The organism is Halomonas sp. AOP43-D1-4, assembly GCF_052446175.1.
In the GTDB taxonomy this organism is placed as follows: domain Bacteria; phylum Pseudomonadota; class Gammaproteobacteria; order Pseudomonadales; family Halomonadaceae; genus Vreelandella; species Vreelandella citrativorans.
This window is the reverse complement of the sequence record NZ_JBQSVY010000002.1, coordinates 319995-342552: the sequence shown is the minus strand read 5'-3', so window position 1 is coordinate 342552 and position 22558 is coordinate 319995. Positions and strand designations below refer to the sequence as shown.

The 22558-nt window shown below is 53.5% G+C and carries 20 protein-coding genes, 1 tRNA gene and 1 pseudogene; 10 read left to right on the top strand and 12 right to left on the bottom strand.

Going from position 1 to position 22558, the window contains the following annotated elements:
- Positions 1 to 206 precede the first annotated feature (206 nt).
- Positions 207 to 1259 carry a GlxA family transcriptional regulator gene (locus ACT3RQ_RS03510; protein WP_192527744.1) on the top strand — a complete coding sequence of 351 codons (1053 nt, stop codon included), beginning with the start codon at positions 207 to 209 and terminating at the stop codon, positions 1257 to 1259.
- Positions 1260 to 1345: 86 nt separating this feature from the next.
- Here ACT3RQ_RS03510 and ACT3RQ_RS03505 read toward each other — a convergent pair whose 3' ends face one another.
- The 3 genes from ACT3RQ_RS03505 to ACT3RQ_RS03495 are packed head-to-tail and all read right to left on the bottom strand — an operon-like array spanning position 1346 to position 3307.
- The gene (locus ACT3RQ_RS03505) at positions 1346 to 2608 is read right to left on the bottom strand and encodes a TRAP transporter large permease (protein ID WP_192527743.1); all 1263 of its coding nucleotides are present in this window, start codon (positions 2606 to 2608) and stop codon (positions 1346 to 1348) included.
- The gene (locus ACT3RQ_RS03500; RefSeq protein ID WP_087110751.1) at positions 2605 to 3132 is read right to left on the bottom strand and encodes a TRAP transporter small permease; all 528 of its coding nucleotides are present in this window, start codon (positions 3130 to 3132) and stop codon (positions 2605 to 2607) included. The genes ACT3RQ_RS03505 and ACT3RQ_RS03500 overlap by 4 nt, the downstream gene beginning before the upstream one ends.
- A 1-nt stretch (position 3133) precedes the next feature.
- Positions 3134 to 3307, bottom strand: a complete 174-nt coding sequence (locus ACT3RQ_RS03495) for a hypothetical protein (protein ID WP_176372232.1) — start codon at positions 3305 to 3307, stop codon at positions 3134 to 3136.
- Between the two features lie 271 nt (positions 3308 to 3578).
- Here ACT3RQ_RS03495 and ACT3RQ_RS03490 point away from each other — a divergent pair, with 271 nt between their 5' ends.
- Positions 3579 to 4964 (top strand): FAD-binding oxidoreductase, encoded by a 1386-nt coding sequence (locus ACT3RQ_RS03490; protein ID WP_087110754.1) that lies wholly within the window; start codon positions 3579 to 3581, stop codon positions 4962 to 4964.
- 87 nt (positions 4965 to 5051) lie between these two features.
- On the opposite strand, the gene ACT3RQ_RS03485 is transcribed toward ACT3RQ_RS03490, so the two are convergent.
- Positions 5052 to 6050 (bottom strand): TRAP transporter substrate-binding protein, encoded by a 999-nt coding sequence (locus ACT3RQ_RS03485; RefSeq protein WP_087110756.1) that lies wholly within the window; start codon positions 6048 to 6050, stop codon positions 5052 to 5054.
- 141 nt (positions 6051 to 6191) lie between these two features.
- Between ACT3RQ_RS03485 and ACT3RQ_RS03480 the strand changes: the two genes are divergently transcribed.
- A tRNA-Arg gene (locus ACT3RQ_RS03480) sits at positions 6192 to 6268 on the top strand.
- Positions 6269 to 6547: 279 nt separating this feature from the next.
- Here the strand turns inward: ACT3RQ_RS03480 and ACT3RQ_RS03475 are convergent.
- The 4 genes from ACT3RQ_RS03475 to ACT3RQ_RS03460 all read right to left on the bottom strand — a co-directional run bounded on the left by ACT3RQ_RS03475 (position 6548) and on the right by ACT3RQ_RS03460 (position 10854).
- Positions 6548 to 7852 (bottom strand): TRAP transporter large permease, encoded by a 1305-nt coding sequence (locus ACT3RQ_RS03475; RefSeq protein WP_087110758.1) that lies wholly within the window; start codon positions 7850 to 7852, stop codon positions 6548 to 6550.
- Positions 7846 to 8469, bottom strand: a complete 624-nt coding sequence (locus ACT3RQ_RS03470) for a TRAP transporter small permease (RefSeq protein ID WP_087110760.1) — start codon at positions 8467 to 8469, stop codon at positions 7846 to 7848. The genes ACT3RQ_RS03475 and ACT3RQ_RS03470 overlap by 7 nt, the downstream gene beginning before the upstream one ends.
- A 46-nt stretch (positions 8470 to 8515) precedes the next feature.
- Positions 8516 to 9538 carry a TRAP transporter substrate-binding protein DctP gene (dctP, locus tag ACT3RQ_RS03465; protein ID WP_087110762.1) on the bottom strand — a complete coding sequence of 341 codons (1023 nt, stop codon included), beginning with the start codon at positions 9536 to 9538 and terminating at the stop codon, positions 8516 to 8518.
- Between the two features lie 377 nt (positions 9539 to 9915).
- The gene (locus ACT3RQ_RS03460; protein ID WP_087110764.1) at positions 9916 to 10854 is read right to left on the bottom strand and encodes a LysR family transcriptional regulator; all 939 of its coding nucleotides are present in this window, start codon (positions 10852 to 10854) and stop codon (positions 9916 to 9918) included.
- 184 nt (positions 10855 to 11038) lie between these two features.
- Here ACT3RQ_RS03460 and ACT3RQ_RS03455 point away from each other — a divergent pair, with 184 nt between their 5' ends.
- From ACT3RQ_RS03455 to ACT3RQ_RS03435, 5 genes and pseudogenes are all read left to right on the top strand, one after another.
- Positions 11039 to 12382: an aspartate aminotransferase family protein gene (locus ACT3RQ_RS03455; protein ID WP_087110766.1), complete on the top strand. Its 1344-nt coding sequence runs from the start codon at positions 11039 to 11041 to the stop codon at positions 12380 to 12382.
- 49 nt (positions 12383 to 12431) lie between these two features.
- Positions 12432 to 13922: a CoA-acylating methylmalonate-semialdehyde dehydrogenase gene (locus ACT3RQ_RS03450; RefSeq protein ID WP_087110768.1), complete on the top strand. Its 1491-nt coding sequence runs from the start codon at positions 12432 to 12434 to the stop codon at positions 13920 to 13922.
- Positions 13923 to 13999: 77 nt separating this feature from the next.
- A pseudogene (locus tag ACT3RQ_RS03445) lies at positions 14000 to 14427 on the top strand (alanine dehydrogenase); the annotation flags it as partial.
- A 55-nt stretch (positions 14428 to 14482) separates the two neighbouring features.
- A complete protein-coding gene (locus ACT3RQ_RS03440) occupies positions 14483 to 14749 on the top strand; it encodes a hypothetical protein (RefSeq protein ID WP_176372233.1) in 267 nt (88 codons plus the stop codon).
- Positions 14750 to 14871: 122 nt separating this feature from the next.
- Complete coding sequence (locus ACT3RQ_RS03435) at positions 14872 to 15993, top strand: endonuclease NucS domain-containing protein (RefSeq protein WP_087110770.1); 1122 nt, start codon at positions 14872 to 14874, stop codon at positions 15991 to 15993.
- 114 nt (positions 15994 to 16107) lie between these two features.
- On the opposite strand, the gene ACT3RQ_RS03430 is transcribed toward ACT3RQ_RS03435, so the two are convergent.
- The gene (locus ACT3RQ_RS03430) at positions 16108 to 16848 is read right to left on the bottom strand and encodes an SDR family oxidoreductase (protein WP_087110772.1); all 741 of its coding nucleotides are present in this window, start codon (positions 16846 to 16848) and stop codon (positions 16108 to 16110) included.
- A gap of 224 nt (positions 16849 to 17072) precedes the next feature.
- Between ACT3RQ_RS03430 and ACT3RQ_RS03425 the strand changes: the two genes are divergently transcribed.
- Together ACT3RQ_RS03425 and ACT3RQ_RS03420 are read left to right on the top strand one after the other, a co-directional pair.
- Complete coding sequence (locus tag ACT3RQ_RS03425) at positions 17073 to 18017, top strand: AraC family transcriptional regulator (protein WP_087110774.1); 945 nt, start codon at positions 17073 to 17075, stop codon at positions 18015 to 18017.
- 68 nt (positions 18018 to 18085) lie between these two features.
- The gene (locus tag ACT3RQ_RS03420; protein WP_087110776.1) at positions 18086 to 18982 is read left to right on the top strand and encodes a LysR family transcriptional regulator; all 897 of its coding nucleotides are present in this window, start codon (positions 18086 to 18088) and stop codon (positions 18980 to 18982) included.
- Here the strand turns inward: ACT3RQ_RS03420 and ACT3RQ_RS03415 are convergent, their stop codons facing one another.
- The 3 genes from ACT3RQ_RS03415 to ACT3RQ_RS03405 all read right to left on the bottom strand — a co-directional run bounded on the left by ACT3RQ_RS03415 (position 18983) and on the right by ACT3RQ_RS03405 (position 22464).
- Positions 18983 to 20488: an AbgT family transporter gene (locus ACT3RQ_RS03415; protein WP_087110778.1), complete on the bottom strand. Its 1506-nt coding sequence runs from the start codon at positions 20486 to 20488 to the stop codon at positions 18983 to 18985. It lies immediately after the preceding gene.
- 46 nt (positions 20489 to 20534) lie between these two features.
- Positions 20535 to 21689, bottom strand: coding sequence for a M20 metallopeptidase family protein (locus tag ACT3RQ_RS03410; protein WP_087110780.1), 1155 nt, complete (start codon positions 21687 to 21689; stop codon positions 20535 to 20537).
- Between the two features lie 250 nt (positions 21690 to 21939).
- Positions 21940 to 22464, bottom strand: a complete 525-nt coding sequence (locus ACT3RQ_RS03405) for a TonB-dependent receptor domain-containing protein (protein WP_217883886.1) — start codon at positions 22462 to 22464, stop codon at positions 21940 to 21942.
- Between the last annotated feature and the right edge of the window lie 94 nt (positions 22465 to 22558).

Below are 22558 nucleotides of genomic sequence, written 5' to 3'. Positions count from 1 at the left end.
AGCATGTTTAAAGCACCCTTATTGACGCTTCATGCACTGTTTTATATTCATGAACGGCGACGGGCGACCATAGAATGGCTAACAATTCCTTGCACACTTATCCTGGCCAGCAGTGATGCGATGCCAATTGATTACCTTTCAGGTTATGTTGGTATCTTGAAAACGCCCCCTTTTGCACCGTCGTCGTGGTCAGGTTGAGGGAATATATGAAAGATAAGTTTTGTAGCTTGTTGAAAAATAAAAATATGGCCTATTTACCACCAGAACAAACGCTGGCAGTGCCCGCAAAAGTGAAAACAGTCGTTTTTTTGTTGATGGAAAATTTTTCCATGATGGCATTTACAGGTGCTGTTGATGCGTTGGTAACAACGAATTTGATGAACGCAACGACCACTTACAACATAAGGGTTGTCGGTAATGGCAGCGCCGCTGTGCAATCAGACTTGGGGATTGAAATTAACGCTGATGCATCTCTTGCGGATTTTGATCTTTCCAACGAAAAAGTAGATGTATTGATAGTGTGTGGTGGCTTGAGAGTTAAAGCGCAGTCCTCAGCGCTTGTGCGTAATAAGCTAAGAAAGGCAGATAGTCACGGCGTTGTATTGGGTGGTTTATGGAATGGCGCCTACTTTCTTGCAGACGCAGGTCTGTTGAGTGGCTATCAGTGCGCGTACCATCCTGACGGACGCGCCATGATGGCTGAGGAGTTTCAAGACGTTACTATCTCTGCTCGAAGCTACGTTGTGGATAGAAAGAGATTAAGCTGCGCGGGCGCGAGCAGCTCCCTAAGCCTCATGCTAGAAGTTGTTAGAGCCGATTGTGGTGACCAAGTAGCCAGTGCGGTTGAGGAAATGCTCAGCTGTGACAAGGAAATAGAACTGCCAGACATTTCAACGATTAACGTTGATCAAAACCATACGTTACCAGAAACGCTTAAAACAGCCCTTCAGTTGATGAAAAACAATATTGAAGAGCCGTTATCTATTGTTGAAATAGCCAATTGGGTGGGTATTTCACGGCGCCAGCTAGAGCGATTGTTCTGTCACTATATTGTCGCTAGCCCTTCTCGGTATTACATGGAGTTGCGTTTAACACGGGCGCGGCAGCTATTGCAGCAAACAAATAAACCGATAGCAGAGGTGACCGTGGCAACAGGGTTTGTGAGTGTTTCGCACTTTAGAAACTGCTTTTATCAACTGTTTGGCGTGTCCCCTGGCCAGTTTAGAAAGTCGTTTCAAAAGGGCGGCCGTTTCCTGTGACCTTGTGCATGAATGGCGGCGTACTGATAAATACGGGATTCAAAGGGAGCCGGGCAGGCTCCCTTGAAGAGCATATCTGGACGATATTAATTTCCCGACCACCCCATGAATATGGGGACATAGACCACTAGCAGCAGCACGCCGATTAGACCCAGCAGATAAGGCACGATGGCGCGTGTAATACGCTCAAGCGGTAGCTGTGTCACTGAAGATGCAACGTACAGGTTGATCGCCACGGGTGGCGTGATCATGCCTATCGAGAGCCCTACCACAATAATCAGACCGAAGTGGATTGGATCGACCCCCAGCTGCAGCACCAGCGGTAGCAGCACCGGCGTTAAGATAATCAGCGCGCTTGCCGTTTCGATAAACACACCGGTCAGCAGGATGACGGCGACCACCAGCAGCATGATAATCAGCGGGTTGGTGGAGAGCGACAACACCGATTGTGCGATAGCACCAGGCACCTGCCAGCTAGACAGCGTCCAGCTCAGCACCGCCGACATGGCAATCACTAGCATGATCACTGCAGTGGTGATGGCTGAGCGGATCAGCAGCCGATACACCTGGGGCAGGGTTAAATCACGATAGATGAATAGCGATACCAGTAGCGCATAGTTGACGGCTACCACCGCCGCTTCAGAGGGCGTAAAGATCCCCGTGAAGATACCGCCCAGAATAATCACCGGCGTCATCAAGCCCCAGCTTGCCGCCTTGAACGTGCGCAAGATGGTGGTGATGGACAGCGGTGTCCCCTTGGGGTACTGGCGTTTATAGGCTTGGGTAATAGCAATCGCCATTAATCCCAAACCCATTGCCAAACCAGGTAAAAAACCGCTCAAAAACAGCTTGGATACCGACTGCTGGGCAATCACCGCATAGATAATCATGGGCACCGAGGGCGGAATGACCACGCCAATCGTGCCACTGGCGGCAATCAGGCTGGCCGCCGATGCGGGGTCGTAGCCCTTTCGCTTAAGCTCCGGCACCAGGCTTGAACCGACCGCCGCCGTGGTGGCTGCCCCCGAACCCGAAATAGCGGCAAAGAACATGCCCGCCATGACCGATACGACCGAAAGCCCGCCACGCATAAAGCCCACCAGCGAATCGGCAAAACTCACCAACCGCTCGCTCACCTTGCCCTGGGCCATTAAGTCACCGGCAAGAATGAACATGGGAATCGCCACCAGCGCGAAGGAGTTGATGCCCTGGAACATCTGCTGGGTCACCACCATCAGCGGCACGCCCGACTGATACAGGGCAAACAGAGTGCTTGCGCCAATCGCAAAGGCAATTGGTACGCCCATTAGCATAAACAGGAAGAACAGGCCAAATAGCAGCATGGTCATGGTGTCTGTTCTCCAGTGGGTTGCGAGGGTTTGCCTTCAAGCACCAGTTCAAGCAGATCGACCAACGCATACCAGGCCATGATGGCTGCACTGATCGGCATTACGGCATACACGTACGACATCGGCACGCGCAGCGAGGCGGATTTCTGAAAGCTCTGTACCTGCATGTAGCGATAGCCGATCACTACCAGCGTGATCATAAAAGCGATAACCACCATCACCGCCAGTATTCGCGCTATTTGGCGTAAACGAGCGGGAAGCGCGTCGACGGCAAAGGTAACGGCGATATGATGGCCGCGCTGAAAAGCCAGCGTGCCGGCTAGAAAGGTAATCCAGATGAGCAGAAAACGGGCGACCTCTTCGGTCCAGCCAAAGGCGGTGAAAAACACTCGAGAGACAATTTGCAGCGTAATCACGCCGATCAAGGCAGCCATGCCCGCAAAGACCACTGGCTGGAGAACCGTATCTAGACCGCGCTCTATGCCTCTTAATAGTGCCAATAAAGGTTGAGAGAAAGTGGCCACGTTACAGCAGTGCCTCCTGGATGCGAGGAAGGCGGTTACTGAACTGTTCGCCAAGTAGCTCTTGGTATGCCGCCGCACTTGGGGCGCTGTCATCGCTATTCATTATGCAGGCAATCGCCCGTGTGGCGCGTTTAAGTAAATGGCGGGGCATGTGGGAAGAGGGGACGTTATCCACGTTATCTCCTTGGAATGATCTGTTTTTTTATAGTGTAGAGGGGGAGGGGCTTAATCAGCGCGTCATCTATACCATATTGGTTTTAGCGAACAAATAATTGATTGTAATCCCGCCATTCGTCGTAGAGCCTGCCGGGAAACCACGCTGGCAATAAAAAACGTTTTAGATCGTAACCTTGAGCAAATACACGGTTGGCGATAGCCTCTCTACCTACGTATAAATACATAGCCAGGCTTCACGCCGCACCGACCGGCCCTGACAGGAACAGAGAATGGACACGCTGATTAATAGTCTTACCGACATCGTAGGAAAAACAGGCGTACTGCTGGGTGATGATGTTGCCCAGCGCAGTGTCGACTGGTTCACCAAAGCGTCTTGTCAGGCAAAAGCAATTATTCGACCGCAATCCACTGAACAGCTCAGCCAGGTCATGACGCTTTGTTATGAGGCCAATCAGCCGGTGGTCACCCACGGTGGATTAACCGGCGTCGTGCATGGCGCCGTTGCCAGCCCTGACGAACTCGTGGTGTCGCTGGAGCTAATGAACCAGATCGAGCATATCGATGCCGTGGGTTCCACGATGCAGGTACAGGCGGGCGTGACGCTTCAGCACGTTCAGGAAGCCGCTCAAGAGATCGACATGCAGTTTGCGCTGGACCTGGGCGCGCGCGGTTCCTGCACCATTGGCGGTAACATCGCCACTAACGCGGGCGGCATTCGGGTGATTCGCTACGGCATGATGCGCCAACAGGTGTTAGGGCTGGAAGTGGTTCTCAGCGATGGCACCGTGGTCAGTTCCATGAACACCATGCTGAAAAACAACGCCGGTTACGATTTAAAGCAGATGTTTATGGGTAGCGAAGGCACCCTGGGAATTGTTACCCGGGCCGTGCTGCGCCTGCATCCGAATATGCCCAGCGAGCAGACCGCGTTCGTCGCGGTGCCCTCGTTCGACGCGCTGACATCGCTGTTAAACATGGCCTCCAAAGAGCTTGCCAACAGCCTGAGTGCCTTCGAAGCGCTATGGAACAACCACTACGCGTTGATGACTTCCGCAACGACCAAACATACCGCATTGCTGGCCAACGACTCGCCGTTCTACGCCATTATTGAAACGCTTGGCTCGGACGATGAGAAAGATGCCGAAGCGTTTGCGAGTGTACTGGAAAAAGCCCTCGAAGCAGAGCTGATCACGGATGCCGTGCTGGCCAGCTCCAGCAGCCAGCGCGAAGGTATCTGGGCCGTGCGCGAGGATATCGAAACCCTGGTGCACGCGCTTGACCCGATGTTCTCCTACGACGTTAGCCTGCCGATCACCCACATGGATGAGTACGTAACGGCGCTAGAAGGCAAGCTGAAGGTGCAATGGCCAGAAACCTGCGAGCTGGTAGTGTTTGGCCATCTGGGCGATGGCAACCTGCACATCATCGTCACGGTGCGTGACGCCAGCCAGGACGCCCGGCGTCAGGTCGAAGAGTTGGTGTACGGCTCGCTGGTGAAATACAACGGCTCGATCTCCGCTGAACACGGGGTGGGCCTGGAAAAGCGCGACTACCTGACACTTTCACGCTCACCAGAAGAGATCGCCCTGATGATGCGCCTGAAACAGGCAATGGATCCTAAAGGGCTGCTTAACCCCGGAAAAATTCTGGCCTGAGCACTTGGTTAGTCATCGCATTCAGCCAACAGGCCGCCGTGAGGTAGCCTGTTGGGTGCATCAATCAATCAACTGGTGAGGCGTGGCTTACTCCGCCAGTGCTTCTTGGATGCGTGGCAGATAGTCGCCAAACTGCTGGCCGTACTTCTCGTACACCGGCACCACCGCAGCTTGGAAGGCCTCAATATCAGGCGAGTCATTAATCTCCATACCGGCTTCCTGCAGAGCGGCTAGCTGTTCGGCTTCCATATCGGCATTAACCTGACGCTCATACTCGGCGGCTTCCTGGGCAGCCTCTTCCAAAACGGCCTGTGCTTCTTCCGGCAGTTGGTTCCAGGCCGACATGCCCATCACAAAAATAGCCGGGGCATAGGTATGGCGCGAGAGCGTCATGTAGTTCTGCGTTTCGCCCAGCTTAAAGGAGTAGACCACGTTTACCGGGTTTTCCTGACCGTCGATGGTGCCCTGCTGCATCGCCGTGAGTGCTTCGGTCCAGGCCATCGGAATGGCGTTGGCGCCCAGCTCGCGGAAGGTATCGGTGTAAACGGGGTTTTCCATCACACGAATGCGCAGGCCGTCCATATCGGCCGGCGTGTTCACTGCGCGCTCGCTATTGGTCAGGTTGCGAAAGCCGCGTTCGGCGTAGGCCAGGCCTTTCAGGTTAACGTCGGAAAGCTTATCTAAAAGCTCCTGGCCGATTTCGCCGTCCAAAACCCCATAAGCCGCCTCAGGGGACGGGAACAGGAAGGGCAGCTCAAACACTGCCATCTCTTCGACAAAGTTGGCCACCGGACCATTGGTAATCAATCCCATATCCACGGTGCCAATCTGCATGCCTTCCAACAACGTACGCTCATCGCCTAATGAAGCATTGGGGTAGATATCAATGATCACCTTGCCGTCGGTGCGCTCTTCCACCAACTCCTCAAACTTGGTAGCAGCGATATGAAAGCCATCCTGCTCGTTGACCACGTGCGCCAAGCGCAGAGTCACGGGGTCCATATCGTCAAAATTAGCCGCGTAGGCTGAGCTGCAAAGCGCCAAGGAAACAGAGAGTGCCAGCGCATGTTGTGCGAATGTTTTCATTTTTATAGGTTCCGGATGTGTAATAAAGGAAAGTGCCTGCAAAGCATGCATCACACGAAGCAAAACGGTCAATTAAGCGAACAGTAAAGCCGCCGCGCGGCTAGACACAGCACGCCCGCACAGGTACGATACGCACCCAATGCGCCCGTAGCTCAGTTGGATAGAGTATCGGCCTCCGAAGCCGAGGGTCGCAGGTTCAAATCCTGCCGGGCGCGCCAGACATATCAAGGGCTTACGTTTATTCGTAAGCCCTTTTGTTTTGTCTATGACCATTTGTAAACGCGCGTCGGTTTTGGCATAGTCTGGCACAACAATTGGGACAACCTTCTTGGCAGTGATTAGCTCTTTTCTTGCAGCCTATTTGGCACTGGATCGAAACAAGACCACTTTTCATCTTGTTGATCTGCCCCGACCCGGGTCGGTAACGTTTAGTTTCGGTGAATCATATTTTACTAAAAGTAAGCTTACGTCTTATCTCACTCGATAGGGCATACCTGTTAGGTAATGCCCAAAATAAACCTAGGTAGGGCCAGTGATAACTCAGGTATGAAGGTCACTATCAGTACCATTGGAAGGTGGCCAAAGAGCAAAAACTTCATTGTGACCCCAAAGTACTTATCGAGAGATATTTTACTAACGCCTGCAGCCATATAAAGCATAGGTGCGCATGGTGGTGAGACATTACCTAACCCTAAATTGACGCCAACAATAGCGGCAAAATGAATAGGATGTACGCCAATAGCAGTGGCTAATGGCAGCAGCACAACTGCAGCTAAGATGCTGCCGGAAATGTCATCGACAATCATGCCGATTAAAAGCAGAACGAGATTTATAAGCAATAGAATGACGAGTGGGCTGTCTGATAGTCCCAGTAGAAAGCCTGTCACTTGGCTCGGCACCTGTTGAAGGATCATGGCGCGGCTCATCATGAAGAGAAAGAAAAGCACGGCAATGATTGACCCAATCGTCAATGTGGCTTGAATCAAGCCATTCCAGAATGCCTTGACGCTAAGAGTGCGGTAGAGCACAAATCCAGCAAAGGTGGCGTATACGAAGGCTATGGCTGCTGCCTCAGTAGGCGTCGCTATGCCTCCATAAATGGTGCCCAGGATGATGATAGGCATTAGAAGTGCCCAAATTGCGCTTTTACCGCTTTTCAGGATCTTAATGCCAGCCTGTCGTACAGGCAGTTTTTCATCAACTTGTATGTTGGGGTTGTTGCGCAGGAAAAAGAAATTCAACCCGACGTAGATAATCATCAGTAATACGCCGGGAATGACGGTGGAAAGAAAGGCAGCGCTAACGGAAAGCCCACCCGTTATCGCGAAGACGATCATCGGTACCGAAGGTGGGATGAGCAGTGCAAGTACCGAAGAGCATGCTACCAAGGCGGTTGCATGGCCAACAGGATAGCCCTCTCGAACCATTCGCGGAATCATAATCTGGCCAATCGCTGCGATGGCGGCAGAAGATGAGCCAGAAATGGCTCCAAAAAGAGCACACGTTATAACGGTAACAGCTCCCAGGCCGCCCTTAACTCTTCCTACGAAGGCATTGATGAAGTTGAGTAAGTGTGTGGATATCCCCGCTTGGGCCATTACCACGCCCGCTAATACGAAAAGAGGTAGCGCTAATAACGCAAAACTGGTTGTCGTTTGAAATGCATAAGGAATAAGGAATGAGATATCAGCACCAGTGCTGAGCAAATAGACAAGAGCACCAAGACCAAAGGCGAAGGCTATCGGCATTCCCAAGAGTAATAAAGCTACAATAATCCCGAGAGCTAGGGAAAAAATCAGCATCGTTGCCTCTCTTCTTTTTGTATGCGACGAAGGTCAAGGAACTGGTTAATCGTTTGCATGAGCAACGCTAATATAGTGCCTAAAAAGCCCACTACTAATGAGGCAGACCACAACCACCTAGGCCAGCGCATATAGGAGCTCAAGCGACCTCGATCGAAATCAAACATGGCGTACTTAATGGCAAAGTAACCAAACACCACGCAGACAGCTATGCTCAGTAGGGACATGCAGAGATTGATGATTTGGGTCTTGCTACGAGATTTAACAATAAGATCTAATATGCCGCCGCGTATATGCTCGCCCTCTCTAGTGGTATAGGCAATAGCCGGAAAATAAATCCATGCTCCTAGCAGCAGCGCAATCTCTTCAATGCCTAGAAATGGGGAGTTAAAGACGTAGCGCATTAGCACTTGACCAAACATCAAGCCACCCAAAAGAATGCTAAATATTGCCAGCGAACTTTTGAGAAGCATTGCATAAGCGGCTTCACACTTTAAAAAAACTGAATAGAGTGGGCTAACAGGAAAGTTTGGCACGGCAGTCACTTCTGCCACCTGGCTTACCTGATGGCTTTCATCCGCAGGGGAAAAGTCTTTTTCCTTTTCTTGTATTGGCATCACTTTACTCCAAAGAGAAAGGCCCACTAAACGCGGGCCTTGGGTCTTACTCAATACCAGCGGCTTGTCTCAGTTTTGCCATAATTTCGGAGCCGACCAGCTTCTCCATTTCAGGCCATTCTGTTTCATGAACAATTTGTGCAGCAGTGGCAATCTGCTCATCACTGAGTTCGACGACATCAATGCCTGAATCTCGCACTTTATCCAGGAATTCTTCACTCAAGCTCTGAGCCTCATCCCAAGACCACAGCACAGTGTCGTCGGCAGCGCTCTGTAGTAAGTCGCGGTTCTCCTCAGAAAGTCCTTCCCACCAGTCTTTATTCACTAGCCAGAAAGCAGTTTCAAAGTAGTCATTGGTAAGAATGTTCGTTTCCAGAACATCTCGCTGCTGGTAAGTTTCTACTGCAGTCGAAAAGGCTCGGGCATCGACTGTACCTAGCTGTAGGGCGGTATAGACCTCTGAGAGTGGAATAGGTACTGATGCGAAGCCAAGGTTACGGAAGCGGTCAATGGCGATAGGGACAGGTGGTACACGGACCTTAATATTGTTGCCATCTTCGGGGAAGTTGACAGGGACTTCTCCTACGCCTTTGCGGATAACAAGGGAGCCAAAATCGGTAGGGATAATGCCGATAGTATGCAGGTCGAGATCATGAAATATGCTGTTATAGACTTCTAGCATTTCGCCATTAGGCCCATAGACATCCCGAGCGTCTTCCCAGTTCGAAACAACATAACCAAGCCATGAGAGGTCGAGGCGTTCGTCAAATTCCGAGGCACCCCAAGTCAGCGTCATCGGCACAACGCCTTGCATGGATTGCTCAAATAGAGACGTCCAGTCTCCTAAATCACCACCTTGGTGGTAGGCAATCTGAAACTCCTCACTTTCCTGAATCTCGTCGATAAAACGCTCAGAAATAGCGTGGAAGATATGATCGCTTGGCATGGCATGTGCCAATATGAAGCGCTCATTAGCTTGCGCTTGGGACGTAATGCCCACGCTCGCCATAGCAACGGCTGCAATCGCTACGCTTGTGCGAATCTTCGTAAGCGGTAATCTTTTCGGCATCTCTACTACTCCTTTCTTGTACTTTGTTTATTAAGAAGAGTTTTATAGTATATATTAGCTTAATAGACTGGGTGTTGAGCTTTAGTGCATGGTTTTTAGTTCTTGAAAATTATCCGCTATTGCTGTTTATGTTTTCTAGATCTAGATAAAGATTAAAGCCACCTTTGATCAACTTCTAGTTAATCAAAAATAGATTTACCCCTCCTGTCACTAATAGGTTTTTTTGATTTATATCAAGCTCTTCAAATAACTTGACATTGCGAAGTTCAGGCTAGGGTAAATAATTTTTATTTTAAATAAGTATTTGATTAATCTAACGTAAGGTTTTGTTTAACATAGTTGGTTTTTGGCACGTAATTACCCCGTCTCTATTATGCTTAAGTATTAGTGTTTGGAGAGGTGCTGATCAGTTTATTCAACTCATCAAAATATGTTTCCAAAACTAAATTAGAAAACCCTCCTTTACGGGTGATGGCGCTGTAACCTGTGAAGTAATGCCATTTATTGGGTGGCAGTGCTTTCATCTGCCCGTCGCGTACCCATCGCTCAGCATAATGAGTGGGTAGGTATCCGATATAGCTCCCAGACAGTATAAGAAAAGCAACGCCCTCGCGGTCGGTCGCTGACGCTGATGCTTTAAGCGGTTCATGCATTGCCTTTATTTCTGGTGTTTGGGCATAAGCGGGTACAACAGCGTCGTAATGTGGTAAGTCTTCTTCCGTAATATTGTTCGCGTGAAATAGTGGGTGTTCAGTCGAGCAGTAAAGTCTTGAGGTTTCTTCGTACAGTGTCAGGTAGTCAAGCCCTGGTAGAGTTTTGAGATTAGGAATAACGCCGGTATGTAAGCGTCCATCAAGAACGGCTAGCTCAATATCACTAGGCGGAATCATGCGAATGTTGATACGAACATCGGGGCCTTTCTCTTTGAGTGCATTAAGCGCATGAGTTATATGCATTTCGGGCATGGTTACTAGGTTATCGGTAATACCAATGTTGAGCTCACCTTTGAGCTGGGCATGCAAGCCGTTGACTTGAGTGCGAAATCCCTCAACTGCCGCTAAAAGCTGTAGAGACAATTGGTAAACTTCAGAGCCTTCATTCGTTAGGGCAAAGCCACTACGGCCACGTTGACAAAGGCGGAGGCCAAGTCGTGTTTCCAAGTCATTCATTGCCATGCTAATGGCAGCACGGCTAATGCTTAATTCGACTTCAGCCGCTGAGAAACCCCCGCATTCCACGACTTTTCGATAAATTCTGAGGAGCCGAAGGTCAGAGTCGCTTGGTTGCCCCATTGGCGCTACTTTCCGAAGTGCCATATTTTTCTTGCTCCTTACCTACACAGTGAGATTTATGTAACCCCCATCGTAGCGTCATCGTGCTTAAAAGTTAAGTAAGTAGTTATTTGAAATAAACTAGTTGTTTATTTAACTTATCAAAGAGGCGTTCTAGGCTGGTTTTCTAAACCCCATTAATGACAAGACTCTATAGAGGGTAATAGATATGTCAGCTCAAGAGTTTTCCCCTACTGCCGGGCTCAGCGTCGAGCAACTCGACGCATACTGGATGCCTTACACCGGCAACCGTCAGTTCAAACGCGACCCGCGTATCATCACCGGTGCCAAGGGCAGTTATCTCACCGATGCCCAGGGTCGCCAGGTTTTTGACGGCCTCTCCGGATTGTGGACGTGTGGCGCTGGGCACTCTCGCCCAGAAATCGCCGACGCGGTAAGCAAGCAGTTGCGCGAGCTGGACTATGCACCTGCTTTCCAGTTCGGGCATCCCAAGGCGTTTGAACTTGCTCATCGTCTGCGTGAGCTGACACCTAAAGGTCTGGATTACACCTTTTTCACCGGCTCGGGTTCCGAGAGCGCCGATACGTCCTTGAAGATTGCCCGCGCCTACTGGCGTAAGAAAGGAAAACCCACCAAGACCAAGCTGATCGGGCGTGCCAAGGGCTATCACGGCGTCAATTTCGGTGGTTTTAGTGTGGGCGGTATTGGTGCCAATCGGGCGCTTTATGGGCAGGGCGTCGATGCTGACCACCTGCCCCACACCCTGATTGCTGAGAACGCCTTCACCCGTGGCATGCCCGATCGCGGTGCCGAGAAGGCCGACGAGCTGCTTGAGTTGATCGCGCTGCACGACGCTTCCAATATCGCCGCGGTGATCGTCGAGCCACTGGCTGGTTCCGCAGGGGTAATCCCGCCGCCGAAGGGGTACTTGCAGCGGCTGCGCGAGATCTGCGACCAACACGATATCCTGCTGATCTTCGACGAGGTGATCACCGCCTTTGGGCGCATGGGATCTATGACCGGTGCCGAGGAGTTCGGCGTCACTCCCGATATAATGAATTTCGCCAAGCAACTGACCAACGGTGCGGTCCCCATGGGCGGCGTGATCGTTCAAAGTGAGATTTATCACACCTTCATGGAGCAGGGTGGTGCCGACTACATGCTTGAGCTGCCCCATGGCTACACCTATTCCGGGCACCCGGTGGCCTGTGCCGCAGCCCTATCGGCTCTGGACGTGCTCGAGCAGGAATGCCTGATCGACCGCGTGCGCGAGATGAGCCCAGTCTTCGAAGAAGCGCTTCACGGGCTTAAGGGCACGCGTTATATCAGCGATATCCGTAACTATGGACTCGCTGGCGCCTTGCAGATCGAACCCTACCCTGGTGAGCCGGCCCGCCGACCCTACGAGATCGCTATGAAGTGCTGGGAAAAAGGCTTCTACGTGCGCTACGGCGGTGACACCATTCAGCTCGGCTTGCCCTTTATCGTCGAGCGTGAGGAGATCGACCGCGTCGTCAATGTGATAGGCGATGCCATCAGCGAACTGAACTGAAGCTCTTACTTCTGCAGACTAAACCGACAGACCCAACAAGAGGCAACTCATGACAACACTCGGCCATCTGATCAACGGTGTGCGTGTCGACCGCGAAGAGCGTACCCAGGATATCTTCAACCCCTCCGTCGGCGAGGTTGCCGGCCAGGTGAGCTTGGCGAGCAAAGCTACCGTCGAGGAGGCCATTGCCGCTGCCGAGGCCGCCTATCCGGCCTGGCGTGACACCCCGGCCGCCAAGCGCGCCCGGATCATGTTCCGCTTCAAGCAACTGCTGGAAGAGCATGCCGACGAAATCGTCCGCCTGGTCGGCCAAGAGCACGGCAAGATAGTGCATGATGCGCGGGGCGAACTCGCCCGGGGTATCGAGAATGTGGAGTACGCCTGCTACGCCCCGGAGCTGCTCAAGGGCGAGCACAGCAAGAATACCGGCCCCAGCATCGACTCCTGGAGCGAGTTCCAACCCTTGGGCGTGGTGGCTGGCATCACGCCGTTCAACTTCCCGGCGATGGTGCCGCTGTGGATGTATCCCATGGCCATCGCCTGCGGCAACACTTTTGTTCTCAAGCCCTCCGAGCGTGACCCCAGCTCGGCACTCTACATTGCCGAGCTGGCCCAAGAGGCGGGGCTGCCCGCCGGCGTGATCAATGTGGTCAACGGTGACAAAGAAGCCGTCGACACTCTGCTCGACGACCCGCGCGTGCAGGCCGTCAGCTTCGTCGGCTCCACTCCGATCGCTGAATACATCTACTCCCGGGCAAGCGCTAGCGGCAAGCGTTGCCAGGCCTTGGGCGGCGCCAAGAACCACGCCATCGTCATGCCCGACGCCGACATGGACAACGTGGTCAACTCCTTGAACGGGGCGGCCTTCGGTTCGTCGGGCGAGCGCTGCATGGCGCTTTCCGTTGCGGTGGCCGTGGGCGACGAAGCCGCCGATACGCTGATCGCCAAGATGCAGGAGCAGATGAAGTCGCTCAAGGTCGGCCCCTTCTCCGACAAGAGCAACGATTTCGGCCCGGTGATCACTAAGGCGCACCAGGAGAAGGTCTGCGGCTATATCGACAGTGCCGAACAGCAGGGCGCCACCATCGTGGTCGATGGGCGCGGTGTTCAGGTGCCGGGGCACGATAATGGCTTTTACGTGGGCGGCACCCTGATCGATCGGGTGACACCCGAGATGACCTGTTACCAAGAGGAGATATTCGGCCCGGTACTACTGGTGGTGCGCGCCGGTTCCATGGATGAGGCGATGAAACTGATCGACGATCACGAGTATGGCAACGGCACTTGCATCTATACCCGCGATGGGGAAGCGGCACGTTATTTTAGCGACCGTATTCAGGTTGGCATGGTGGGCATCAACGTGCCGCTACCGGTGCCGGTCTCCTACCACAGCTTCGGCGGTTGGAAGCGTTCGTTGTTTGGCGACCTTTCCGCCTATGGCCCCGATGCGGTACGTTTCTACACGCGGCGCAAGACGATCACCCAGCGCTGGCCGTCGGCCGGGGTTCGTGAGGGCGCACAGTTCTCTTTCCCCTCCTGATCGAGCCGGGTCTACCAATATCAGCGCATGACCGGAGGGTCATGCGCTCGGCCTCCTAACAAAAAGAGATAATGATCATGCAGATTGCTATTTCCAAGGAAATCAAAACCACGAATATCGTGTCGCCTTGACCCTCGCCGGCGCCCGCGAGCTGGTCAGCCGTGGTCACACCGTCACCGTGCAGGCCGGGGCAGGAGAGGGCGTTGGTTTCGCGGGTGCTACCTATGAAGCCGCAGGCGTCCGCACCGAGGCTGATGTGGCTAAGGTGTGGGGCAGTGCTGAGCTTATACTCAAGGTTAAGGAGCCGCAGTCCGAAGAAATCAAACGCCTCAAGGGGGGCCAAACGCTGTTCACTTACCTCCTCTTGGCCGCCGAGGAAGCCTTGACCCGGGGCCTTATCGAAAGTTGTGCCACCTGCATCGCCTACGAGACCATCACCGACCGTCAGGGCGGCCTACCTTTGTTGGCTCCGATGAGTACGGTTGCCGGACGCATGGCTGCGCAGCTTGAATTATTTACGCAATGTATGTGCCCATCATAGTCGGTTGTGGAATCGCAATATGACGGACCAGCCGCGTAAGCCCGCCCATAGTGAGGCCTCTCTATTTTCCCTGGGCTGGCAAAACTCCCATGTTCAGGCGCGTCCTTTCCTACTGTTCTGTATTGTTCAGTACCTATTGATGACGGTTAACCCGACGAGCACTTGGTGGGCCCGCTTATCAGAGTTGTTAAGCAGTTTCCCAGATTTGCGCGAAGCAGGGCTAAATCTAAAAGGCATGGGAATTATAGAAGGCTGGGAGCAGTGGGAATGGGAAGCAAGGCAATAAAAAACCCCTAAGCAATGCTACTGCGTGGCAGTTTCACCGATAGGGGCCGTGTTGGCGTAAATACTAGGCGCCCACGTTTCGAAAGGCAACACTTTTTAACACCTGTAGGGTGGCAAATTACTATGGCCATTGAGCAAGGAATCTGGAAGCTCGCGAACACTCCTGGCGCGCTTCCACAAAAGCTGCTACCAACGGGGCTGGCGGATGAAAGCCTGCTGGAAGAGCAGATTATGCAGGATGTCTCAATTCTGAATCGGGACTGGCTGCTGATCGGCCGTCAGGTGCGTACCGGCTTTGGTAAGCTGATCGATCTACTGGCCGTAGACGCCAACGGCACGGTAATTGTGATAGAGCTAAAGCGCGATAAAACCCCGCGTGATGTCGTCGCTCAGGCTATCGACTACGCCTCTTGGGTGGTGACACTTGCCGATTACCAGTTGATTGATATTTACCAGCAGTTTGCCGAGTGCTATGGGCGTACGCTTGTCACTTTGGGCGAAGCCTTTGAGGCCAAGTTTGGTATGGCGCTGGATAGTGTGACACTCAACGAGAGCCATCAACTGGTCGTGGTCGCTACGCAGTTGGATGCCAGCAGCGAGCGCATTATCAACTACCTGAACGAACACGCCCAGCTGTCCATCAATGCCATGTTCTTCTCCGCGTTTGAAGATAACGGCAATCGCTATCTCAGCCGCGCCTGGATGATTGACCCTGATGAGCCGCCTAAGCCGGTAGCACGTAAAGCCAATAAAGAACCGTGGAACGGCGAGTTCTACGCCTCATTTGGTGACGACCGGCCGTGGGAGCTTGCTCGGCGCTTGGGTTTTATCGCCGGTGGCGGTGCTACGTGGTATTCCAAAACGCTGGCAATGCTTTCAGAAGGCGACCGGGTGTGGGTCAATATCCCTAAAACAGGTTACGTGGGCGTTGGAGAGGTTATCGGCGAGCGCAGCCAGGCCACGGAATACCCGTTTGAAACGGAAAACGGCCCCAAAACGTTACTCGATATAGTGCGTCCAGATGATTACCCGCACTTGTATCAAGAGCTTAATGACGAGGAAGACAACGCTGAGTACCTGGTGCCGGTGCGCTGGCTCTATACCGTCGAGCGTGCGCAGGCGTTCAGCGAAGTGGGGCTGTTTGGTAATCAAAATACGGTGTGCAAGCCTACCGCGCCTAAGTGGTCGCATACGGTTAATCGGCTTAAGCAGATGTGGCCGTTAGATGTTCGTTCTCCAGCTTGATGCTAATTCTCTAGATACAGTAATTACACCCTCGGAAAGTGCCTTAACGCTCACCAAGGACGTGCCTGATTACCACCTCAGCCCGATACCCAGGCACGTTTCACCACTAAAAAACTACTGACTAGCAGTAGGCCGCACCACAATATCGCTGGTGTCGACGTCGTCAGGCTGGTTGATAGCATGGGCGATGGCGGCAGCAATGGCCTCGGGTTTAAGGGCAATCTGGCGGTAAGCTTCCATGGCCTCGGCGGCTTCCTTGTCGGTGATGGTGTTGGCCAACTCCGACTCCACAACGCCGGGATAAACGCAGGTGACGCGCAGGCAGTTGGTTTCCTGGCGCAGGCCGTCAGAAATGGCGCGCACGGCGTATTTGGTCGCGCAGTACACGGCGGCGGTGGGCACGACACTCAGCCCGCCGATGGAGGAGATGTTGATAACCTGCCCCGCCTGTTGCGCCTGCATGGTGGGAAGAACCGCCGCGATTCCGTTTAGTACGCCACGAATGTTCACATCGATCATGCGGTTCCACTCATCTACCTTGAGCGCTGCCAGCGGGGAAAGTGGCATAACGCCTGCATTATTGATGATGACATCGATGCGGCCATGGGTGGTGATCGCAAACTCGGCAAACGCCTGCATATCTTCACGGCTAGTGACATCCAGGGCCTGGTAATCAACTGTGCTGCCGTTGGCACACAATTCGCGCGCCAGTGCTTCCAGTCGGTCGGTACGTCGCGCACCAATAATTAGGCGATGGCCTTGCTTGGCCAGTTCGCGGGCCGTGGCTTCACCAATACCGCTGCTGGCGCCGGTCAATAAAACAACTTTAGAGGGGACGTTCGATAGGCTGGTCATGCGTTTTTCCTGTTGTGGGAAAGTACAGGGAAAGCGTAGGGGATGCCCACGAACGGCAATATAGACGATCCTCTTGCATGCTTGCCTAAAGCTATTAATTGGCGGGCTGGAGGCAGGAAACTGACCCAACAGCCTATACTATTACTCTTATGTTGGCTCAGACACTGGCAGTCTCAGTGGCGATCAACGAGGGCGAATAGTGAGAGCATTGAACGAGGTTGCTCATGGTAGCGAGTAGCGATGCGGTAGTGCAGCGCCGGATAATCGAACGGTTATATCAACTCGCCCCGCGCGAGGGATATACCCAGTCGCTGGTGGATGAGGTGCGCCTGATGCGCTCAAACCGGACGCTCAAAAACACCCCGGTGCTATATGAGCCGAGCATCGTCATCATCTGCCAGGGGCGTAAGCGGGGCTATCTGGGCAGCGAAGTGTATCTTTATGATGCGCATCACTATCTGGTGCTAGCGGTACCTCTGCCGTTTATTTCAGAGACAGAGGCGAGCCCTGACGTACCGATGCTGGGGATTGCGATCCGCCTTGATACAGCGGTCATTGCAGAGCTTGTCACCCAGCTGGATGAAACGGTCGATGTTCAGCCAACCCCACCCCGCGGCATGCTTTCCACACCGCTTGATCAATCGCTTGCCGGTGCAACGCTACGCTTGCTGGATGCGCTGGCAACGCCTGCGGATGCACGCATTCTAGCACCGTCCATCGTGAGAGAGATTTGCTACCGGGTACTGACCGGCGAGCAGGGCGGAAGCGTTCGCTCGGCGTTATCCCACTATGGGCAGTTCGGGAAGATAGCCAAGGCGCTACGCCGCATCCATGTACATTACGCCGCTCCGCTGGAAGTGGGCACGCTCGCCCATGAGGTGGGAATGAGCGCTCCGGCGTTTCATGCGCACTTCAAATCCGTCACTCAAACCTCGCCTATCCAGTACATCAAATCGACGCGCTTGCACCATGCGCGGCTGTTGATGATTCGTGATGGATTGACCGCCGCTGCTGCGGCGAGCCGGGTAGGCTATGAAAGCCCTTCCCAGTTCAGCAGGGAGTTCAAGCGGCTATTTGGTCAGCCACCTGCAGAGGAGGTGCGCGCTATGAAATTGAGTCTGGCGTTATCACCGCCTGCTCCTATCACCGATATCGCTTCGTTGCATTGAGAACGATACGATGCCAGATGCTAACTCATTAGCACATTTTATAATCTCTCAGCCTATACGAGTTACCAATGAACATACTCGATAAACGCGCCTTCTACCTGCTGGAAGTAAGCAGTTGCGGCGGTATTCGCGCGGCGGCTGAGCATTTGCATATTAACCCCTCCGTGGTGAGTCGGCAGGTTCGCAGCCTTGAGCGAGAGCTGGGAATGGCGCTATTAGAGCGGCAGGGGCGCCATATGATGTTAACCGAGGCGGGGCTGCTGGTGGTGGATAGCTTTCTTGCCCAGCGGCGGCTCAACTCGGAGCTGGGGGATACGCTTTCCCGGTTGCGCAATCTACAGGCGGGGAAGGTCGTGGTTTCGGTGGGCGATGGGTTTGTGGATAGCTTTATCAACTACGTGATGAAGCGCGTCTCCGAACATTACCCGGACGTGCTGATCGAGATCAAAACGGGCATCTACTACCCCCGTGAGCCCCACGAGATGGTGGCCAACGACGAGGTGGATATTGCGATTACCTATGGGCCAATCTCGGATCCGAGGCTGGTGGTACACTCCTTTGAGCGCGGCCCGCTATGTGCCCTGGTGGCACCTTTTCATCCGCTGGCCCGGCAGGAGAGTGTTACGGTAGCAGAGCTTTTGCAGCACAAGCTTATTTTTCTGCCCGATGTATCGGGGTCGCAGCAGTTTGTAAATGCGTTGTTTAGCGCCGCCGGGCAACCCGCCACGCCCGCCTACCGTTGCAACCTGCATTCTGTTTCACGGCGCATGGCGAGTGCCGGTATTGGGGTGTCGTTCATGACCGCGGCGGCTGCACGCAATGAGGTGGACGAAGGGCAGCTCAGAGCAATTCCCGTGGCGCACCCACTGGCAGCCAGCAGTCAGGGCAATCTGGTAAGAAGAGTCGGCAGAAGGCTTTCACCCGCTGCCGACTATTTATGGAAGCTGATGCTGACGATGCAGTAATCAGTTCGCCATCATGTAAACGCCGGGGCCGATCGGCCACCCCATGGCTAGCCAGAACATCAAAAAGGCGGACCAGGCGAGCAGGAAGGTAACCGCTAGCGGCAGCATGGTGGCTATCAGCGTGCCCAGCCCCATGTCCGGCTTGTAGCGCTGCATGTACACCAGGGCAACCGAGAAGTACGGGCTCATGGGGGAAATGATATTGGTGCTGGAATCACCGATGCGGAACATGGCCAGTACGAAAGCGGGGTCGAAATCGATCATCATCAGCATCGGCACGAATACTGGGGCCATCAGCGCCCACTGGGCCGAGCCGCTGGTCATGAACACGTTGAGTACCGCACTCATGGCAATGAATGCCCCCACCAGCGGCAGGCCGGTAAAGCCGGTGCTCTGCAGAATGTTCGAACCCTCGATGGCAATGTACTGACCAAGCTCCGACCAGCGGAAGTAGGCGATGAACTGTGCAATGGCGAAGAACAGCACCAGCGTGGGCGCCAAGTCGCTTGCTGATTCGGCCATGCGCTGGGGGACGTCGCGGCTGGTCGTTATCTTGCCGGTGGTAATGCCGTACACTAGGCCGATGGTCACGAAATAGCCAAACATGAGTGGCACCAGCGAGCGTAGGAAAGGTGACGGAATTAGCCCGCCCTCTTCGTTACGCAGCGGGGATGCTTCAGGAATAACGGCAATCAGGATCAGCGCCAGATAGATCAAGGTGGCGAAGCCGACCCGCTTAAGGCCTAACTTCTCTTCCGGTGTTAACTCCGGCTTGACGATATCCGTCTTAAAATCCTTGCTCATCGGCAGCGTGCGCGTGAGCCGCGGTTCAACCACCTTATCGATAATCAGCGTACCCGCAATGGCAAGCACGAATACTGAGCAGGCCACAAAATAGTAGTTATCAACTGGCGAAATATAGGCATCAGGATCGACCAACCGTGCTGCTTCGGTAGTGATGCCGGCAAACAGCGCGTCCCCGACAGTAATAAACAGGCTGGCATCAAAACCTGCACCGGCGGCGGCGTAGGCTGCGGCAGCGCCCGCAATAGGGTGACGGCCCACCGAGTGATACAGCATGGCGGCCAGCGGTATCAAAATCAGGTAGTTGGCATCAGAAGCAATACTGCCGCAGATGCCCGCCAAAAATACGCAGAAGGTTAGCAGTGAGGGCGGGGCTTTGGCGACGCTTACCTGCATCAGCGTCGACATCAGGCCGACCTTATCGGCCAAGCCAATACCGAACATCACCACCAAAATAAGCCCAAGCGGTGGGAAATTGACGAAGTTACTGACCACACTGGTCAGCATGAATTCTAAACCATCGCCTGATAGCAGGCTTTGGACATAGACGGTGTCGCCGGTTTGTGGGTTGATCGCCGAGACGCCAAACGTGGCGAGCATGGCTGAGATAACTACAACCACTACGGCGAGGATGGTAAATAGGATGAACGGATGAGGAAGTTTGTTACCTACGCGTTCAATAGAAGCGAGTACAGACTGCATAGTGTTAACCCTTGTTTTTAGAAATTTTTTGGTTGTAAAAAGGTTGTCAGCTGCGTAACAGTAGCCCTTTTGCTAAAGCAACAAACATGCCACCTGCTACCTGTAATATGTTGTCGTTAAAGTCGTAGTGTTCGTTGTGAAGATAAGCGCTGTCGCCGTTACCGACGAAGAAAAAGCAGCCAGGCACTTCCTGTAGGTAGAACGCAAAGTCTTCGGCACCCATGGTGGGCATGTAATCCAACTGCTGAATGTCGTTACTGACTACATATTTGGAGGCGAGTGCTAACACCCGTTCAGACCATTCGGGATCATTGGATAGTGGTGGAATCTGGTGAATGTGTTCAAGTTTGAAGCTGGCGCCATGGGCATCACACACGCCTTTAGTGACCTGCTCAAGCTTGCCAGCCAGCGCATCGCGGGATGAGGGGCGGTCACTTCTAATATTCACCACGAGCTCTGCGGCGCCGGGGATTACGTTGGCTGCATCGCCTGCATGAAAGGACGCTACGGTAATCACACCGGATTCCAAGGGTGATTTGTGACGGGCCACCAACCCTTGCAATTGTTGTACTAGCGAGGCGCCAACGTAGATCGGATCAATGGCCAAGTGAGGCATGGCCGCATGGCCAGAGACGCCCTCGATGATGACTTTGAACGTGTCGTTGCCACCCATAGCCGGACCGGGCTTTACGAACAGTTGGCCTTCAGGAAAGCCGGGGCGATTGTGGTAGCCAAATACGGCTTCCACTCTAGGGTTTTCAAGCACCCCAGCCTTGACCATCGCATCCGCACCGTTGCCGCCTTCTTCCGCTGGTTGAAAAAGCAACTTGAGATGCCCACACAGTTCATCACGCTTTTCCATGATGACTTCGGCGGCGAGTAGTAGCGTGGCGGTGTGTCCGTCATGTCCGCAGGCGTGCATAAGACCTTCATTCTGCGAACGATGGCCAAACGTATTGGCTTCGTGAATAGGAAGCGCGTCCATATCAGCACGAAACGCGATCACAGGACCTTCGCGGCCGGTATCCAGTTCCGCCAGGATCCCTGTTGTCGCAATACCCTCAGTTACCTTGTAGCCAAGCGCGCGTAATCGTTCGGCGGCTAGCTTGGCGGTTTGGGTTTCTTGGTATTTAAGCTCAGGCTGCTTGTGGAGAGTTTGTCGCAGAACGATTGCATCTTGTATTTGCTTATCGGTAAACATTGCCTGTCCTTGCCGTTATTGATGTGCCTATTGGCAACGTTATTAGGAAGACTAACCCTAAGTGACTTCACGGGTGGAAAGGAGAAGCAGGAACGTTATCTTTGTTGCTTTTTGAGCAACATTTAAATTAGATCCATGGTTTTAGTGCAAGATTTAGAAGTTATGTAGCTCAATAAAAAGCCGCGCAATCGCGCGGCTGCCTCATTTACTCTAAACCCCTTAAAACTCAGTCCTCAACGTAAGCGAGGCACTACGTGGGGCGCCGTAAGCCGTAGCGGTTGTAGTAGCGTTGGTCGAGCAGGTTGTCGACGTTAAGCGTTACGCTGGTTTCATCGTTGATATCGTATTTTGCCATGGCGTTAACGATGGCGTAGCCGGGCCAGTTGACGGCAGTGGAACCTGTGCTGACGCCGTTTGTAGGTTGGCCTGCCGGGCCTGATATCGCATGGGTGTTGCTTTGCGCGTACACACCGCCGCCGAAGGTCATGCGGTTCAAGAAACCGGACGGTTCATACGTAGTGGAAAGCTTGAACAGATGCGATGGGTCGCTGCTGCCATCCGAGTCCACACGGCGGAAGTGCAGGTAAGTGTAGCCACCGTAAACATTCCAGTTGGGCGTCAAAGAGCCGGCGATCTCCAGGTCGATGCCATCGGTTTCATAGCTGTCGCCCACGATGGGTTTAACCGTGGCGCCGCTGGTGGTTTCACGGGTTTGCGGCGTGAATGTGCTGGTGTAGCTTGCATATAGCGAGTGATTGTCCGTGAGGTCATACACCACGCCCGCGTAGGGGTTACCACGCCGTTTTCGTGCTGACTTGAGTGATCACTTGTGCGCAGTATCGTCATGGCGCATCGCGGCAGATTGGCGC